Annotated in this window: 15 protein-coding genes, 1 tRNA gene and 1 rRNA gene; all 17 read right to left on the bottom strand. The window is 38.4% G+C overall.

Annotation, left to right across the window (positions count from 1 at the left end; all coding sequences use genetic code 11):
• Positions 1 to 18 precede the first annotated feature (18 nt).
• The 17 genes from OZX60_02280 to mutM all read right to left on the bottom strand — a co-directional run bounded on the left by OZX60_02280 (position 19) and on the right by mutM (position 17,306).
• Positions 19 to 91: transfer RNA gene (locus OZX60_02280), tRNA-Ala, on the bottom strand.
• A 99-nt stretch (positions 92 to 190) separates the two neighbouring features.
• Positions 191 to 1,738: ribosomal RNA gene (locus OZX60_02275) — 16S ribosomal RNA — on the bottom strand.
• 553 nt (positions 1,739 to 2,291) lie between these two features.
• Complete coding sequence (locus OZX60_02270) at positions 2,292 to 2,780, bottom strand: hypothetical protein (GenBank protein ID WEV45592.1); 489 nt, start codon at positions 2,778 to 2,780, stop codon at positions 2,292 to 2,294.
• 158 nt (positions 2,781 to 2,938) lie between these two features.
• Positions 2,939 to 3,907: a LacI family DNA-binding transcriptional regulator gene (locus OZX60_02265; GenBank protein WEV45591.1), complete on the bottom strand. Its 969-nt coding sequence runs from the start codon at positions 3,905 to 3,907 to the stop codon at positions 2,939 to 2,941.
• 82 nt (positions 3,908 to 3,989) lie between these two features.
• Positions 3,990 to 5,435, bottom strand: coding sequence for a sucrose-6-phosphate hydrolase (locus OZX60_02260; GenBank protein ID WEV45590.1), 1,446 nt, complete (start codon positions 5,433 to 5,435; stop codon positions 3,990 to 3,992).
• A gap of 30 nt (positions 5,436 to 5,465) precedes the next feature.
• On the bottom strand, positions 5,466 to 6,743 hold the full coding sequence (locus OZX60_02255) for an MFS transporter (GenBank protein WEV45589.1): 1,278 nt from the start codon (positions 6,741 to 6,743) through the stop codon (positions 5,466 to 5,468).
• A 226-nt stretch (positions 6,744 to 6,969) separates the two neighbouring features.
• Positions 6,970 to 7,425 carry a DUF2798 domain-containing protein gene (locus OZX60_02250; protein ID WEV45588.1) on the bottom strand — a complete coding sequence of 152 codons (456 nt, stop codon included), beginning with the start codon at positions 7,423 to 7,425 and terminating at the stop codon, positions 6,970 to 6,972.
• A 253-nt stretch (positions 7,426 to 7,678) separates the two neighbouring features.
• Positions 7,679 to 8,821, bottom strand: coding sequence for an AAA family ATPase (locus OZX60_02245; protein ID WEV45587.1), 1,143 nt, complete (start codon positions 8,819 to 8,821; stop codon positions 7,679 to 7,681).
• A gap of 9 nt (positions 8,822 to 8,830) precedes the next feature.
• Positions 8,831 to 9,655 carry a hypothetical protein gene (locus OZX60_02240; protein WEV45586.1) on the bottom strand — a complete coding sequence of 275 codons (825 nt, stop codon included), beginning with the start codon at positions 9,653 to 9,655 and terminating at the stop codon, positions 8,831 to 8,833.
• Between the two features lie 78 nt (positions 9,656 to 9,733).
• On the bottom strand, positions 9,734 to 10,066 hold the full coding sequence (locus OZX60_02235) for a metal-sulfur cluster assembly factor (protein ID WEV45585.1): 333 nt from the start codon (positions 10,064 to 10,066) through the stop codon (positions 9,734 to 9,736).
• A 41-nt stretch (positions 10,067 to 10,107) separates the two neighbouring features.
• On the bottom strand, positions 10,108 to 11,223 hold the full coding sequence (gene rpoD, locus OZX60_02230) for an RNA polymerase sigma factor RpoD (protein ID WEV45584.1): 1,116 nt from the start codon (positions 11,221 to 11,223) through the stop codon (positions 10,108 to 10,110).
• A gap of 10 nt (positions 11,224 to 11,233) precedes the next feature.
• Positions 11,234 to 13,045 (bottom strand): DNA primase, encoded by a 1,812-nt coding sequence (gene dnaG, locus OZX60_02225; GenBank protein ID WEV45583.1) that lies wholly within the window; start codon positions 13,043 to 13,045, stop codon positions 11,234 to 11,236.
• Between the two features lie 145 nt (positions 13,046 to 13,190).
• Positions 13,191 to 14,168 carry a 4-hydroxy-3-methylbut-2-enyl diphosphate reductase gene (locus tag OZX60_02220; GenBank protein ID WEV45582.1) on the bottom strand — a complete coding sequence of 326 codons (978 nt, stop codon included), beginning with the start codon at positions 14,166 to 14,168 and terminating at the stop codon, positions 13,191 to 13,193.
• A 90-nt stretch (positions 14,169 to 14,258) separates the two neighbouring features.
• On the bottom strand, positions 14,259 to 15,503 hold the full coding sequence (locus OZX60_02215; protein WEV45581.1) for an FtsW/RodA/SpoVE family cell cycle protein: 1,245 nt from the start codon (positions 15,501 to 15,503) through the stop codon (positions 14,259 to 14,261).
• Positions 15,504 to 15,615: 112 nt separating this feature from the next.
• Positions 15,616 to 15,762 (bottom strand): 50S ribosomal protein L33, encoded by a 147-nt coding sequence (gene rpmG, locus OZX60_02210; GenBank protein ID WEV45580.1) that lies wholly within the window; start codon positions 15,760 to 15,762, stop codon positions 15,616 to 15,618.
• An 85-nt stretch (positions 15,763 to 15,847) separates the two neighbouring features.
• The gene (gene coaE / locus OZX60_02205; GenBank protein ID WEV45579.1) at positions 15,848 to 16,468 is read right to left on the bottom strand and encodes a dephospho-CoA kinase; all 621 of its coding nucleotides are present in this window, start codon (positions 16,466 to 16,468) and stop codon (positions 15,848 to 15,850) included.
• Positions 16,461 to 17,306, bottom strand: a complete 846-nt coding sequence (gene mutM / locus OZX60_02200; GenBank protein ID WEV45578.1) for a DNA-formamidopyrimidine glycosylase — start codon at positions 17,304 to 17,306, stop codon at positions 16,461 to 16,463. Before mutM ends, coaE begins: the two co-directional genes overlap by 8 nt.
• Between the last annotated feature and the right edge of the window lie 3 nt (positions 17,307 to 17,309).

Here is a 17,309-nt window from a genome sequence, read left to right as displayed (position 1 = left end):
TAGTCATTCAACTACCTATGGAGCCTAGCGGGATCGAACCGCTGACCTCCTGCGTGCAAAGCAGGCGCTCTCCCAGCTGAGCTAAGGCCCCAATCTTCTTTGAGAAGATATATATCTTGTTTTAGGTATAAACCTCTCAAAACTAAACAATGCAAAACTAAATGTGCAGGTATCCTCGTATTTTCCTTAGAAAGGAGGTGATCCAGCCGCACCTTCCGATACGGCTACCTTGTTACGACTTCACCCCAATCATCTATCCCACCTTAGGCGGTTGGCTCCTTACGGTTACCTCACCGACTTCGGGTGTTACAAACTCTCGTGGTGTGACGGGCGGTGTGTACAAGGCCCGGGAACGTATTCACCGCGGCGTGCTGATCCGCGATTACTAGCGATTCCGACTTCATGTAGGCGAGTTGCAGCCTACAATCCGAACTGAGAGAAGCTTTAAGAGATTAGCTTGCCGTCACCGGCTTGCGACTCGTTGTACTTCCCATTGTAGCACGTGTGTAGCCCAGGTCATAAGGGGCATGCTGATTTGACGTCATCCCCACCTTCCTCCGGTTTATTACCGGCAGTCTCGCTAGAGTGCCCAACTTAATGATGGCAACTAACAATAGGGGTTGCGCTCGTTGCGGGACTTAACCCAACATCTCACGACACGAGCTGACGACAACCATGCACCACCTGTATCGAGTGTCCCGAAGGAACTCCCTATCTCTAGGGATAGCACTCGTATGTCAAGACCTGGTAAGGTTCTTCGCGTTGCTTCGAATTAAACCACATGCTCCACCGCTTGTGCGGGCCCCCGTCAATTCCTTTGAGTTTCAACCTTGCGGTCGTACTCCCCAGGCGGAGTGCTTAATGCGTTAGCTGCGACACTCAGGGGTGGATACCCCCGAACATCTAGCACTCATCGTTTACGGCGTGGACTACCAGGGTATCTAATCCTGTTTGCTCCCCACGCTTTCGAGCCTCAGCGTCAGTTACAGTCCAGAGAGCCGCTTTCGCCTCCGGTGTTCCTCCATATATCTACGCATTTCACCGCTACACATGGAATTCCACTCTCCTCTACTGCACTCAAGTTCACCAGTTTCCAATGCTTACAATGGTTGAGCCACTGCCTTTTACATCAGACTTAATGAACCGCCTGCGCTCGCTTTACGCCCAATAAATCCGGACAACGCTTGCCACCTACGTATTACCGCGGCTGCTGGCACGTAGTTAGCCGTGGCTTTCTGGTAAGATACCGTCAGCCAGTGATCTTTCCACTATCACTGGTGTTCTTCTCTTACAACAGAGTTTTACGATCCGAAAACCTTCTTCACTCACGCGGCGTTGCTCGGTCAGACTTTCGTCCATTGCCGAAGATTCCCTACTGCTGCCTCCCGTAGGAGTCTGGGCCGTGTCTCAGTCCCAGTGTGGCCGATCACCCTCTCAGGTCGGCTATGTATCATCGCCTTGGTGAGCCTTTACCTCACCAACTAGCTAATACAACGCGGGTCCATCTCATAGTGTACCAATTGGCACTTTCAACTCTGTATCATGTGATACTAAGTGTTATGCGGTATTAGCTACCGTTTCCAGTAGTTATCCCCCTCTATAAGGCAGGTTACCCACGCGTTACTCACCCGTTCGCTGCTCATCCATCTAGTACAAGTACCAGATTTCAGCGCTCAACTTGCATGTATTAGGCACGCCGCCAGCGTTCGTCCTGAGCCAGGATCAAACTCTCATATAAATTATGAGCAGACTCTTAAGAGTCACTAGCTCGCTTTTGTTGCTTTATTTATTGTCAAAATTGACAGTTGAATGTTTAAACATTCACCCTGCACATTTGGTTCGTTTTGCTTTGTTCAGTTTTCAAAGGTCTATCGTCATCTCTTGCGAGACAACTTCATTAGTTTATCAAAACTTGTTTTACTTGTCAACTACTTTTTTAAAGTTTTTTTGACTCAAGTTTTAAGCTGTTGCCCTCAGACAACTTTTATAGTTTACTATGACTAGAAGTCTTTGTCAACTACTTTTTTAACTTTTTTCTTAGTTATTTAACTGGATTAATTAACTAAGTGTTGCCCTCAAGCAACTTTGTTAGTTTACCATCTATAGGACACTCTGTCAACATGTTTTTTTAACTTTTTTCAAAGTCTTAAATCACAATAAGTTGACCTGCCCTTGACAGTGTTATTAGTTTATCAATCTTTTGAATAATTGTCAACGCTTTTTTTGAAAAAAATTAAAAAAAATACCTACAGGAAAAAATCCCGTAGGTATTAGTTAATCTGAGCCCACGCTTAGTATCTTTGACTTAAGAACTCTTTCATTTTTTTCTTCAATCTACTCTTTGCATTAGGACTGCATTTGTCACCTTTGATCACCATGAGCATTATTTGAAACTCTTTTTCCGTGAGTGTTTTTACAAATTCTTTTAAATCAATCAATGAGGAAACCTCATCGCAAACACTCATTGCCTTATTGGTCGCTATCAAATCACCATACTCGTGGACATCTAAATAGGCCTGTTCATTAAATTTTCTTTTTTCAGCTTCTTGCTTGCGGTAAGTATCAGTTAGATGCTGGTTGTATTTTGTTTTGAAATAACTAAATAAAACTGAGACCTCAAGCTCTAGTTCTAAAAGTTTAGCCAAAATAATCCTTCCCTCTTGGTAGTAATCATCCTTATCCCACAAAGTGATACGGATTCTTTTCATTTCATTTACAATAATTGGGATAAATTCTTTGAACAATTCTTCAAAATAGCAGCTATCATCTGATCTTATCATATTAATCCTCCGTTTTCTAATTTGGATAGAAAAATTTCTATCTGGTTATGGCGACTGTTTTACAATATTATCAGAATCTTTTTAAAATTGTCAAAAATTTATACCCATTTTTTATATAAAGATTAAAATTTTATCTTATCTTTAATAAAAAATTTAAACTAACCCAAATAAAGGCTTATTGGAAGGATTACTTCTTTTTCAACCTCTTCACCCTGTATTCTTTTTTCCAAGAGCTCTATTGCTTTTTCGGCCATCTCTTCAATCGGCTGGATAATAGTTGGTAGATTAGGTTGAAGAATCCTTGAGATTTTTGTTCCATCAAAACCGATGACTTTAAGGTCTTCAGGTACTCTTTTCCCTCCTTTACGGGCTATATCAATGATCATGGCTGCTTCGACATCATTTCCCGCAAAAATTCCGTCTACCTGAGGATTTTCATCAAGCATGTCTTTGATTACCTTCTTCTTCTCTTCTATATCAAGTTCGAAATAAACGGAGTAGGCTCTGGGAGGAAGGCCCAAATCAATCATGGTATCCTTATAGGCTAAATGCCTCAAATCACTTGGCATATCGAGAATGCTTTTTCCTGTTGTATGAATGATATAACGCGCACCTTGATCATATAAGTAATTGGTAGCAAGAACACCACCTGCATAGTTATCACATTCTACGACAGGGATGTCGTCACTCAAGGTTCTTTCAATGGCTACGATGGGAAGGTTATTGTATTTATATTCCTTAATTCCAGTATTATGGGTTCCAACAATTAAGCCGTCAACCTGTCTGGTCAGAAGTTGATTTAAATAGTCACTTTCCTTATCAGAATCATTAAGGGAATTTCCGACTAGTACCTTATAGCCTTTTTGATAAAGCTTCTTTTCAAGTTCTTCGATTAATTCTCCGAAAAAGGGATTACTTACAACTGGAAAAAGTAAACCGATAATATCTGTTCTTTGCTTATGAAGCTGTCTTGCGACTATATTGGGTTGGTAATTTAATTCCTGCATGGCCTGGTAAACTTTTTCGATGGTTTCTTCACTCAGGTAGCCTCTCTTGTTTAAGACTCTTGATACTGTCGTTTTAGAAACATTTGCCAGGCGGGCTACATCTTCTAATTTAGGTTTCATATTACTTCCTTTTTATTTTTTCAAAGTATAACAAAAAATATCTGCCCATGTACAGGCAGATATTTAATCTTTTTAAGATATTTTATTTGATCTTGTAGTCAATTGCTTTGTTATCTAGTTGGTAAGTTACGTATTCACCTGAAATCTCTGTAGCAGCTTTTAGGGAAATTGTTGGGTTTCCTTCAATGTAGAAGCGTTCAGTAAAGACAACCTCACCAGAGTTAATGAAAATTTCAACTGAACTTGTATCAACTAGGATATGAAGGTCATATTCATTTTTGTTAACTTCAAGATTTGCAAAACGGTCGTCACCTTCACGGTCAACACGTTTAAGGGTAAATTTACCATTAGCTTGGTCATAGTTTAGGTTCATTAGAACATTTGCTTGCTCATCCTGTAAATTAAGCTCAAATGATCCTTCTGTTTTAAAGTCAGCTCTAATTTCAGCACTATTCGTTTGTCCTTCAAGAAGGTTAACTTCTGTTGAGTTGATTGAAGCCTTAACTAATTCTTCAGTTCTTAGGTCTTTAATTTCTCTAACAGGTTTCATGAATAGTTTGTCCCCGTGAAGGCTTAATTCCCTTGGGAATGTTAGAGCTCCAGCCCATCCGTCAGCTTTTTCTGGCATGTCACTTTCCCACATAGCCATCCAAGCAAAGACTAAACGGCGTCCGTCAGGTGCAAGGGCTGTTTGAGTTGCATAGAAGTCATGACCAAAGTCAAGTTCTGTGAATTCACCGCGGTTAAACTTGTGGTTTTCATCCATTTTACCAACGAAGTATCCTGTTTGGAAAAGGTTACGGTATTTTTCATCTTGAGCCTTAATTCCTTGAGGAGATGTTAGAAGGATGTCTTTACCGTCAATTGTAAAGAAGTCAGGACATTCCCACATAAATCCTTCTTTTTCAACACTTTCAGCATAGCTAATGTCTGTTAGGTAAGTCCAGTCGATTAAATCTTGTGATTTGTAAATGATTACACGTCCAAGACCTTTTTTGTTTTGGTTTCCAAGAACCATGTAGAAGTCTTCGCCCTCTTGCCAAACTTTAGGATCACGGAAGTGGTGAGTACTATCTTCTGGTGCTGATGAGATTACTGGGTTCTGGGCAATTTTTTCAAATTTAATTCCGTCTTCAGATACGGCTACGTTTTGGTTTTCCCAGAAGTGTTCAGGATCTCCGTCTCCGTAGTAGTGGTGACCAGTGTAAACTAGGTAAAGTTTGTCATCTTTAACAATTGCTGAACCTGAGAAGCATCCACCTTCATCGATTCCTTCAGTATCTGGAGCTAGCGCAATTGGAAGAGTTTCCCAGTGGATTAAATCTTTACTCCTTGCATGTCCCCAGTGCATTGGTCCCCAGTTTTCTGAGTATGGGTGGTGTTGGTAGAAAATGTGGTAGTAACCTTTAAAGTAGCAGAATCCATTTGGATCATTAATCCAACCATTTGCTGCAGCTACGTGGTAACCTAGGCGGAAACGTTCGTCAGTAATTTGTACAAATTCTTGAGTTGTTGTAGTTGTTGTCATAATTTTTTCCTCTTTCTTTTCTTATAATTTTTAATCTGCTAAAGGTTGACCATTAACATCTTCATTATCACCTTTTAGGATGAAGAATCCGTAAATAGCGGCTACTAAAACAATTAGTGAGATAATTTTAAAGGTTCCACTGTAACCAATGTGGTCTCTAAGCATACCTAGTGGAGTCGATAGAATTACTTGTCCAATTTGGGCTGCCACTTGGAAACCAATCATATAAAGAGTTGCTGATAGTTTTGTATTAAAGTGGAGGGTGAAATATCTAAAGATAGATAGGGTAAATAATGGTACTTCTAAAGAGTGAAGCATTTTGATTCCTGATACGGCAATCGGGTTAGTTACAAATCCGCAAAGACCGATACGTAGGAACATGATTGTAGTTCCTAAAAGAAGAGTTTTTCTTACTCCAACTTTTTTCATAAGGATTGGCACAAGACCTAGCATGATTGCTTCAACGAAAACCTGGATACTGTTAAGAGTTCCGTAAGTTTTTTGACCGATAGCATCAGTAGAAAATAGGTTGGTGTAGAAATCCGGGAACATTTGTTGGTCAAATACATTGTAGAAAGTCCAAGAGAACATTACAAAGAAAATGACTTGCCAAAGCATTGGGATTTTTAAAAGAGCAAATGTATCTTTAAGTTTTGGTGATGAATTATCATTTTTCAATTCATCAATGGCTTTAACTGCTTCTCTTTCTTCCTTTGGTCTCCAGAAGATTAAGTCAAGAAGAAGTCCTACCCCAATAATTGATCCACCCCAGAAGTTAAGCTGTGGATTTTTTACAAATAAGAAACCGGCAACTAGGGCTGATACGGCATATCCAAATGATCCCCAAGCACGGGCTTGACCATAAGCAAAACCGAAGACCCTAGAGAAACGCTCTGTTGTTGCCTCTAAAATACCCACGGCAGACAGATAGGCTGCTGATAAGAAGATTGCTCCTACCCAAGCTCCAATCATGAAGTGATCTTGAATCAAAGGAGTGTAGACATAGATGAAAAACGGTGCTATAAGAGCTGCTAAAACTGCGTTAAAGATAAGTAAATGTCTTTTAATAAAGAGCTTATCCTGAATTGTTCCGTAGATGAACATAAGTGTTAAACTAGCAACAGAGTTGATTGAGAAAATGGTACCTACCTGACTTCCTGATAGCCCTAAACCATTACTCTTAGATGTTAACCATAGTTGGAAAAAGCTCCACCAGATTCCCCATGATGCGAAAAATAGGAACATGGTAGTCGAACTCTGTAAATAAGATGGATTTTTCAGTTGATTAAAACTTTTCGACGATTTCATAATAAATAAACTTCCTCACGTATGTCAACCGATTAATATATAGGCCAAAAAAATATTTATCCTGGTTGATTATTTTTAAAGAAAACGTTTTCTTAAATATAGAATATACTATTTGGATAAACATGTCAACCGATTAACTTAAATTTTTGTAAAATATTTAACTAAATTTACAAGACTAATTAATTTTCTTTTCTATAAAAAAAGGATCATTCAAGATCCTTTAGGCTTACAAAACATTTTTACTTTTTAATTGTGAAAGTAGGGCGCGTGAGATAGGCCCTACTACTAGCAGTTGGAGGGGCAAGGCCATGATAAAGTTCATTCCCCAAGCCTTAAGGTAGCTGCTAAAATTTAGAGACGAAAATCCTGCTTCAATAACAATCCCAAAAATAGACATGAATGATACCATTCCAAGAACCATGCAGGTTGAGATTGAAAGGATAAGTTGGATTTTTTTATTTTTATCAACGAAAGGTAAACTGAAGGCTATTTTCTTAGCAATAGGTCCCACAACTACAACATCCAAGAAAAAGGCCACGATAAATCCTGGGACAAGACCCTTTAAAAAATTCCCGGTCGACAAGTCCCCGTGAAGAAGTAAATTATAAACACTCATTCCTGTAACCATTAAAAGGCACATGATAACTGTGAAAAAGATTCCTTGTTTTTTATTTTCTGGCATATAAAATAACTCCTTAAAATTTTTATTCTTTAAACAACCTTGCCAGTCTATCATAAAAAAATTTTCCTCGTAAGTTACTTTTTGGTTACAGATTGGAGTAATTTTGAAGGGCTAAACTATTGCAGAAAAAGCTTTCAGGAAGTATTTCAAGAGTTTTTGAAAGGAGATGGAAAAATAATGCTCAAAGGGCAATTTACGCAGACCTTCCCGTTATATTATAGATAGGATTCTAAAAACAATAAATTAGCTCCTCCTATTTATCTTTATCTATTATTTCATAGTACTTAGCCGCTATTTTATTCTTTATTTCATTTTTCAAGTTGCGAATATTAGCTCTGGACCAATTTATTTCATCTATTACAGATAAATCTGAGTACTTTAATTTTGCACCCGGATATTTTTCTATGATCTTAGTAATAGTAATCTTCTCAAAATTCATCCCCCAGTTTTGTTTTTCTTCTAAGGATAGAGGAGTTAGTTCAAATATTAGGTTAAATCTCGAAAGGAGCTCCGGAGAAAAATGTTTTAAGAGTTCATTTTCCGAGGAATTTGAGGTAAAAATAATTATATAGCCGCTTAAATCGAATTCTCTTCCCAGTGAATCCGTGAATTTACCGTCTTCTAGGAGTTCTAAGAAAAAATTTTTTACCGCCCCACTGGATTTTTCAAATTCATCAATAATAATTACAGAGGAACTATTATTTAAAATTTTAGATGATAATTCTCCCTCTTCGCTTCCTTTATAACCACGTGGACTCCCAATTAAACTAGAGAGAGACTCTTGTCCACTATAATTCCCCAAATTTATTTTTATTATCCCAGAATTCGGATTGAGTTCTTTCGATAAAATTCGCCCTGCCTCAGTTTTTCCTATCCCACTTTCACCTAAAATTAGACAAGAAACTAAATCCTGGTCATCTATAAAATTGAATAATCTAAACTTTCGAAGTTCTTCAAATAATCGTTTTTTAAAATATGGGTGCCCTATCAATAACTTACTGAATTTACTTTCCAAATCATCCAACTGCGCCTCGCCGAGATCCAGAATTCTGCCAGATGTTTTTATTCCAAGTTTTTCTTCCAAGATTTCAAACTCTATATCTTCCCCTTTTAAGGAATATTTCAATTTATCAAAAATTAAGCGCTCCACCACAAATACATATTGTTCATCACTCTGGAGCAATTGCAGAAAAGTCTCAATTATTTCACAGCTTTGGCTGGACTCCACTATTAAACTACTTAGGTCATAAACTATGTAATCTAAATCGAGAGTCTCTATGACATTTTGGCTCAAGTTATCAATTTTTAAATATTCAATCGGCCTATCTAAATCTCCCTCTAACTGCGAAATTGCTTTTTTGCGATTTATTTTACTATATCCAAATATCTTTTTCAAAATTGTCCCCTATTTTAAAAATTTGCTCTCTTGAATTACTGAAATTATATCTAGATAATGTACTTCTTCCTCCCCAGAGGAAATTTCATGCTGATTGGTTTTCCAATCGCTCTCTTTTTCTATTTGCACGTTAGCCGCCTTATCCTGTGAAAAATTTTGTTGATTTAGACTATTCAAATACGAAATTCTATTCAATTTCTCTTCAATACGCTTCTTTTGATATTTTCCCTTATATATTCCTACAAGAGTGAATCTTCCCAATTCCAATTCAGACATATGATGATTATTTTCCAGTTCTCCTTCAAGTGTGAGAGGAATATTGAACATTATTTTTTCAGTTGAGGAAGATCCCTCAAAAACATAGGAACTATCTTTTAAAAATACCTCTAAGATTTTGTTTATATCTATACTTTCATTGAGGTTACTAAGCACACCTGCAGTTAGAATATTGATTCCTGTAATATCATTAGCGTTAGTAAGACTTATTTCCACATTTCTAATTTTTACAAGATCTCCTTCATGTGCTTCGGACAAGTTACGTTTTTCAACGGATTTATTCACTACTTCGCGCAGAAGAATTGATTGAGAATAGATTATTTTAGATAACTCCTCCCTTCGTTGTCCCGATGAGCGTGTTATTTCGCCCTCTCCTTTCACTTTTGGGCCCAAATTCCCAAGGAATGGTACTTGGAATTGAATATCAGCATTTCCACTTCCCTTGGCCCCATTGCTCTTATCTTCAGTAGTACGCTCTTCGGTAGTACGCTTATTATTAATTAATAAAGCTAGCTCATAAACCTTCTTTTCATTCATATAGTAGGTAGTAAATGACATAAAATCCTCCAATAATAATTATTACAATAAGAAAAACACCACTACTTTTTAATATAAATAGCGGTGTTCTTCTTATATTTATCTAATTCCAAGAGCAATACGAGCGTAACGGCTCATCTTGTCTACAGTCCAGGCTGGATACCAAACTAGTTTTACTTCTGATTCGGTAACTTCTGGTACTTCTTTTAGGGCGTCATGAATTTGATCAGTTAGGATATCAGCCAGAGGGCAACCCATAGTTGTTAGGGTCATCTTGATTTCTGTGAAGCCGTTGTCTTCAAAAGAAATTTCGTATACAAGGCCTAGGTTGATAATATCAACCCCAAGCTCTGGGTCAATTACTGATTCAAGGGCAGTAAGGATTTTATCCTTGATTGCTTCAACTTCTTCTGTAGTATATTTATCAGCCATTTTATTTTCTCCTTTGGATTATAGCCTTTATCAGGTAAAAATTATAGGAAGTCTTTCAGACGTTTGCTGCGGCTTGGGTGGCGTAGTTTACGAAGGGCTTTAGCCTCGATTTGGCGGATACGCTCACGGGTTACATCAAAGACCTTACCCACTTCTTCAAGGGTACGCATTTTACCGTCATCGATACCAAAACGCAGGCGAAGAACATTTTCTTCACGGTCAGTTAGAGTATCTAGAACTTCGTCAAGTTGCTCGCGCAAGATAACACGAGTTGTATGGTCAACAGGGTTTTCAATAACCTCATCTTCAATGAAGTCACCAAGGCGGCTGTCGTCTTCTTCTCCGATTGGAGTTTCTAGACTAACTGGCTCTTGGGCGATTTTGAGGATTTCACGAACCTTGTCTGGCGCCATATCCATTTGCTCACCAATTTCTTCTGGGGTTGGTTCGCGGCCAAGGTCTTGAAGTAGTTGACGTTGGATACGGATTAATTTGTTGATTGTTTCAACCATGTGAACTGGGATACGGATGGTACGAGCCTGGTCGGCAATGGCACGAGTAATGGCCTGACGAATCCACCAAGTCGCATAAGTTGAAAACTTGAATCCCTTAGTATGGTCAAATTTTTCAACAGCCTTCATAAGACCCATGTTACCTTCTTGGATCAAATCAAGGAACTGCATACCGCGTCCTACATAACGTTTAGCGATACTTACAACCAGACGAAGGTTGGCTTCAGCCAGGCTTTGTTTGGCAAATTCATCACCTGCCACAATAGCTTCAGCTAGAGCTGTTTCTTCTTCCATAGTTAGAAGGGAAACTCGTCCGATTTCCTTAAGGTACATACGAACTGGGTCATCGATTTTAACACCAGCTGCTGCTGTTAAATCCTCATCTGATTCTTGACCAAGATTTGGATCATCCTTAAGAGCCATTGAACTTGGATTTCCGTCCTTATCAACGATTGAAATTCCAGCGTCCTGAACCCTTTGAAGGACATCATCAATTTTATCAGCTTCAAGTTCTAGACTTGCTACTAAATCTTTAGTTAGGACATCATCAACAACTATTCCTTCAGCCTTGTGAGCTCGGATAAAGTTTGCGATAGCAATATCAACACTTGTTACATCTTTTTTTACATTTTTCTTAGTTGTCAAATTTATCTCCTTAGTCTAAAAGTTTCTTTTGTTTTATAAACTCTAGGGTAAGTTCCATTTCTTTTTCTAAATTACCAGTCTTTTTGGCAACATCCAGCTGTTTTTTTAAATCCTCAAGCTTCAAAAGCTTATTTTCCCTAACAAATGCCTTAAGGACATCTTTTATTTCCTCCTTGGCAAGTTGTTTGGGTAAGTTAAGGGATTTCATCTGATACCACAGATTGGATAAATCCTCTGGTAGGCTATGAACCAACTGGGTTTCATCTATCCTTTCAAGGGACATATACTGGAGAAGGACTGCTTCAAAAAGCCTCTGGTAATTTTTATGCCTAAAGGAAAAGTCTTCATCATCCATTATTTCATTTAATAAATAAGGATGGGAGATTAACCTTTGAAGCAAATACTGTTCTGTTTTTTCTAATCGGGAGAGTTTGGGAGAGTATTCCTCCTGCACAATTCTCACTGGAGCATGCACCGGCTGCCTGTTAAAATTAGGCTCCCAGTCTGCTTGCACCTCCTGATTAATTTGATTTGTATTTTCCTGCCTTCTAACCAATTCCTCAAGTTTTTGGTAGGTGAAGGTTGGCAGAAGACCTTCTAGCTTATTAAGGTAGGCACTTTGTCTTGCCGTACTTAATTCACTAGCTATTAGGGGAATAATTTTATCTAAATAATTACTTTCCTCTTCGAGATTTGCATTGGGTAAAGGTTTTAAGTAGTCAATTAAGAACTCAGTCTCACTTACCCTCCCTCTTTCCATCAGTGTTTTGAGGGTACCTGGATATTTTTTTTCATACTCATCAGGGTCAAGATTATCAGGCACCTGAACGATTTGAACTTTTTTACCAGCCAAAAGAGAAAGTGACTTATAGGCTGCATTCTGCCCTGCCTTATCCCCGTCATAAAGGAGGATGAAATTATTAACAATTCTCGCTAACTTCTTAACATGGTGGCTTGTAAGAGCTGTTCCCATGGTTGCTACAACATTAGTCACACCAGCCTTATAGGCAGCTATAACATCCATGAAGCCTTCCATCAAATAAACTTCCTTTGACTTACTGGCTACTGCCTTGGCTCTATTTAAATTATAGAGCTCATAGCTTTTATTAAAAATGGGGGTCGCCGGTGAATTCTTATACTTGGCTTCCTTCTTATAGATTGCCTGCTCAGTCCAAATACGACCGGAAAAGGCAATGATATGATTATGCTCATTAGCTAGGGGGAACATTATCCGGTTCCTAAAGGAATCAAAGATTTTATTCTCCGTAAAAGTAAAAAGACCTGATTCAGATAAGACCTTCTCTTCAAACTTGTTTGCTAGAAACTGGTACAAGATATCAGGTTCATCAGGGGCTAAGCCAATCCCGAATTGTTCAATTATCTGATCATCAATCCCCCGGGCATAAAGATATTCCTTGGCCTTTTTCCCAAGCTCTGTTGAGGTTAAGACCATATGATAAAACTTACTGGCCTGGGCGTGAATATCAAATAAACTCTGATGGGGATTTTCCCGTTTGGGACCTTCATCAATTTCTAAGTTTATTCCTGCATATGCTGCAACTTCTTTTACGCTATCTAAAAAACTTATTTGCTTATAGTCTTCTAAAAATTTTATTACATCTCCAGACTTACCACAACCAAAACAGTGGTAAAACTGCTTGTCTGAATTTACATTAAAACTTGGAGTTTTTTCACCATGAAAGGGACAGAGACCTAGATAGTTCCTTCCTGTCTTGGTCAGAGCTATATATTGGGAGATAACATCTACAATATTAACGCTAGACTTAATGACAGCAATCTCTTCTCGGTCAAGTTTTGCCATATTTATCACCTCCAAACCAAAAAAAGGGCGCAAATAACCAAGTCTTATTGTACCACAAAATTAAAGTTAGTAAAGAAAAATATCCTAAACTTGATTTAAAAAATAAGTTAATCCTCCCTAGTTTGAAAGATTAACTTACTATTAATTATTGATTTTGTTCCCTTAGTTTTTCAAGCCTTCTTTGTCTTTTTTTAGTAAGGTCTCTGACACCACCACGAGGGAGAATATCCTCTGATTCAACCTTACTTTGCTGCTTGTGGCCATCATAGTTATCAAGGAAGTTTATGACCTCTCGGACAACTGCCGTAGGGGTTGATGCTCCGGCCGTTACAGCTACAGTTGTCACATTTTCAAGCCATTCTAATTTAATCTCACCAACATCAGCCACCCTGTAGGCCTTGACTCCTGCCTGCTCCTCAGAAACCTGGGCCAGGCGATTACTATTATTACTTCTTGGATCGCCAACAACTATTGTTAGATCACAGCCCACAGCTTGCTCAGCAACAGCCTGCTGGCGTTCATTGGTGGCCTGGCAGATATCCCTATGAATTTCAGCCTGGGGATATTTTTTTAAAATGGCATTCATGATATCTTCAACATCCCACATGCTCATAGTCGTCTGATTAGTCACAAAAATATCGCCTTCAATCCTTAAGTCATTGATTTGTGCTTCCTTGGATATCAAATGTATTTTTGTATCAGAAATACCTAAAACACCTTCTGGTTCAGGATGACCTTCTTTACCAATATAAATCACGGTCTTGCCGTCCTCAATTTTCTTTCGGACAATTTCATGGGTTATTAAAACATCTGGACAACTAGCATCAATTGTTACCAGGCCTTTTTCGTCAGCTTTTTTTCTAACCTGATCACTAACCCCGTGGGCTGTAAAAATAACGGTCCCTGAATCAATTTTATCTACTATTTCTAAACGATTATGACCATCAATTGTTTTAATCCCGATACTTTCAAAGGCACTTGTAACATGGGCATTATGGACAATCATTCCTAAGATGTAAATCGGACGAGGCAAACTTTCATCCATGGCTACATTTTTAGCAATAACCATAGCATCAATCACTCCGTAGCAGTACCCCATAGGGGTTATATGTTTAATTTTCATTTTATTCCTCTTATGTTCGAAAAACTTATTTTAGCGATTATTGGTTAAAAATTCAAGAAATCTCACTTGCAATAAAAAAGAAAATCTCTACTAAGATTCTCTTTCTTCAAATTCTATTTCAGTCAAGAGCTCTTCCTGCATCTCATATTGTTCAGCAAGAGTGACAAGCTCCCTCCTTTTCTCATCGGCACTAATATTTAAGACAAAACCTACACCGACGGATAGGATTAAAAGACTGTTCCCCCCTTGCGATAGGAAGGGGAAGGTTACTCCTGTTTCTGGAATTAAACCTGATAAACCACCAACATTAACAAATACTTGCATCAAAAAGAGCGCTGCTACTCCAATACACATCATCGAGTTGAAAGGATCCTTTGATTTAATACCAACCTGCATAATTCTTAAGATTAAAAAGAACAATAGGGCTAAGATTACAATGGCTAGAATTACTCCAAACTCTTCAATAACGATTGAATAAACAAAGTCAGTTGAGGCTTCAGGTAGGTAACCTTTTTTCTGGACGCTATTTCCTAGTCCCCGGCCAAACCAACCACCATTGCTTATGGCATAGTAACTGTTGGCCATTTGGTGACCGGCATCACTTAAGTCCTCAAAGGGGTTTAAAAAGGCAACTAGACGTTTATTGATATATGAAAAACGGGCTAGAGGACCCCCAAAGAGATTTCCACCTGTAAGTTTAAGGAGAAGGTAACCAAAGAAGAGGCTACAAACTCCTAGTAAAAATGCTAGGTTGAACCAACCCTTACTAATACCGCTTGAAAAAATCATAACAGCTACAATCCCTAAGATTAGGATTAGGTTACCCATGTCGGGCATCATTCCAATTAGGATGGCACTTAGTAGAAACTGACTGAGCCAGCCCCCCTTCCAAACACCTTTAATGTCTTCCTTGTAGATTTCGTCTTGATTTTTGGCAAAGGTTGCAGCCAGCTGCCAGACGATTAATATTTTCAGATACTCAACTGGCTGGACTGAGAATTTTCCAATGAAAATCCAGCCGTGGGCCCCATTAACCTCAGGGGCCAAGAATCTGGCGGCGGCTAAAAGCATGATTTCAATCCACATGATTCCCCTGATAAACCTAGTATTTCGCAAGAAACTAAGTTTCATATGGTAGAGGACATAGATTACAATCAAACTAAGTATCCAGAAGATGGTTTGGGAGATAACCTGTGCTGCTGGGTTCCCTCCTGCGTCAACCTGCAGGGGTGCTGTGGTTGAATATACAACGACTAATCCAATAATTGATAGAACAAAGTAGGGGATTAGAATCGAATAATTTAAAAAATTACTTTTCTTTAATACGGTTTTCATTAGAACCTCGGTTTATATCTTATTATAAAATAACTGCTTTCAATTGTACCACTTTTTAAGACCAAAAAAAAGAAGCTTTTCCATCCTTCTTTTTTGGTCCTTAGGAATTTAACTAGGCCTCCTCATGCATGGTAACCTTTCTTTCCTTAGGGCAATATTTTAATACCTTAACTTTTTCTGGGTGGTTACGCTTATTTTTGCTGGTAATATAGTTTTTACTACCACATTCACCACACCTTAAATTTATTTTTACACGCATTTAAAATCTCTTTTTCCAATAATTACTAAAATGTATCCTACACCTATAAATTTCGACTATGATCTAAATAATTTACCTAAATAACTTATTTTTTATCAGCCAGAAGGGCCTCCAGCAGATTTTCAACCTGCTCCTTAGTGGCCTCTCTTGTAGTAGAATTATCAATAATTCTATCTGCAAGCTCTCTTTTTTCCTCAAGTGGCATTTGACTATCGATTCTTTTTTGGGCTTCAGCTGCACTTAAGTTATTTCTCTTCATAAGTCTTGCAAGCTGAATCTCTTGAGGGACATAGACCAACCAAACTTGGTCAAAATAATCATATTTTCCTTCAAAAAGTAAGGGAATATCCATAAAAATGATACCCTGACCTTTATTCTTTCTAAAATCTGCCTGTAAGAGTTCCCTTCTTTTTTGGGCTAGGGATTCCCTAATAACCTTATTTTGGATAAGGGATATTTTTTCCAGTAGTTTCTTATCTGCAAATACATAGCTGGCAATTTTTTTACGATCAAGCTCGCCATCTTCTTGAATAAATGATGGACCTAACTCTTTTTCTATTATCTGGTAAAGAGGTTGGCCCTTTTTTTGCAGGTCATGAACCACCTGATCGGCATCAATGACTTGGTATCCTTTATCCCTTAAAAAATTAGTTACTGTCGATTTGCCAGAAGCTATACCTCCGGTCAGACCAATAACATTAGTCATTCAAATCACCTTCCTTCAGGCTAGGCTGGCAGTAAGGACAAAAATGAGTCCCTCGGCCTGAGAGTTTGAATTTTTCAATGGGAGTGCCACAGCGGGGGCAAGGGACACCGACTTTTCCGTAAACTCTTAATTTATCCTGATAACTTCCCTTATCACCCAAAGCGTTCTTATAAGTTCTAATGCTACTTCCACCGCTTGCAATAGAATCTTCTAAGACATCAATAATTGCATCCCGAAGGACTGCAATTTTTTCATAGGGAATAAGATTTGCAGGATCCCCTGGGAAGATTTTAGCCAGCCAAAGAACCTCATCTACATAGATATTTCCAAGACCTGCCACGAGGGTTTGGTCTAGTAAATATGGTTTGATGATTTTTTTTGACTTATGGAGGCTTTGGTAAAAATCAGCCAAATCAAAGTCTGTCTGGGTAGGTTCGGGACCTATCTTTTTTGATATAAAGTAGCCATCAAGGGCCTGCTCTTTCATAAGTTCCATGGTTCCAAACTTCCTGACATCTTGGTAGACCAAGGTTGATCCATCATCAAAACCAATGAAGACATGATAGTGCTTGTTCGAAGGAACCTCGCCTTGATACAAATTGTACTTACCTTCCATTCTCAGATGGCTAATAACAACATCATTACTTAATTTTAGGATAAGGTATTTCCCCCTACGCCCTACTGATTCAACAACCTGACCAAGAAGGGCTTGTTCAAACTCCTCAGCTCCTGTCAAAACCATTCTAGGATAGGCAACCTCTACAGATGTGATTTTTTTACCCTTAACTAGTCTTTCTAGACCCCTGCGTACATTTTCAACTTCTGGTAATTCTGGCATCTT

Source organism: Streptococcaceae bacterium ESL0687, assembly GCA_029392475.1.
Taxonomy (GTDB): domain Bacteria; phylum Bacillota; class Bacilli; order Lactobacillales; family Streptococcaceae; genus Floricoccus.
This window is presented reverse-complemented; position numbering and strand designations above follow the sequence as displayed.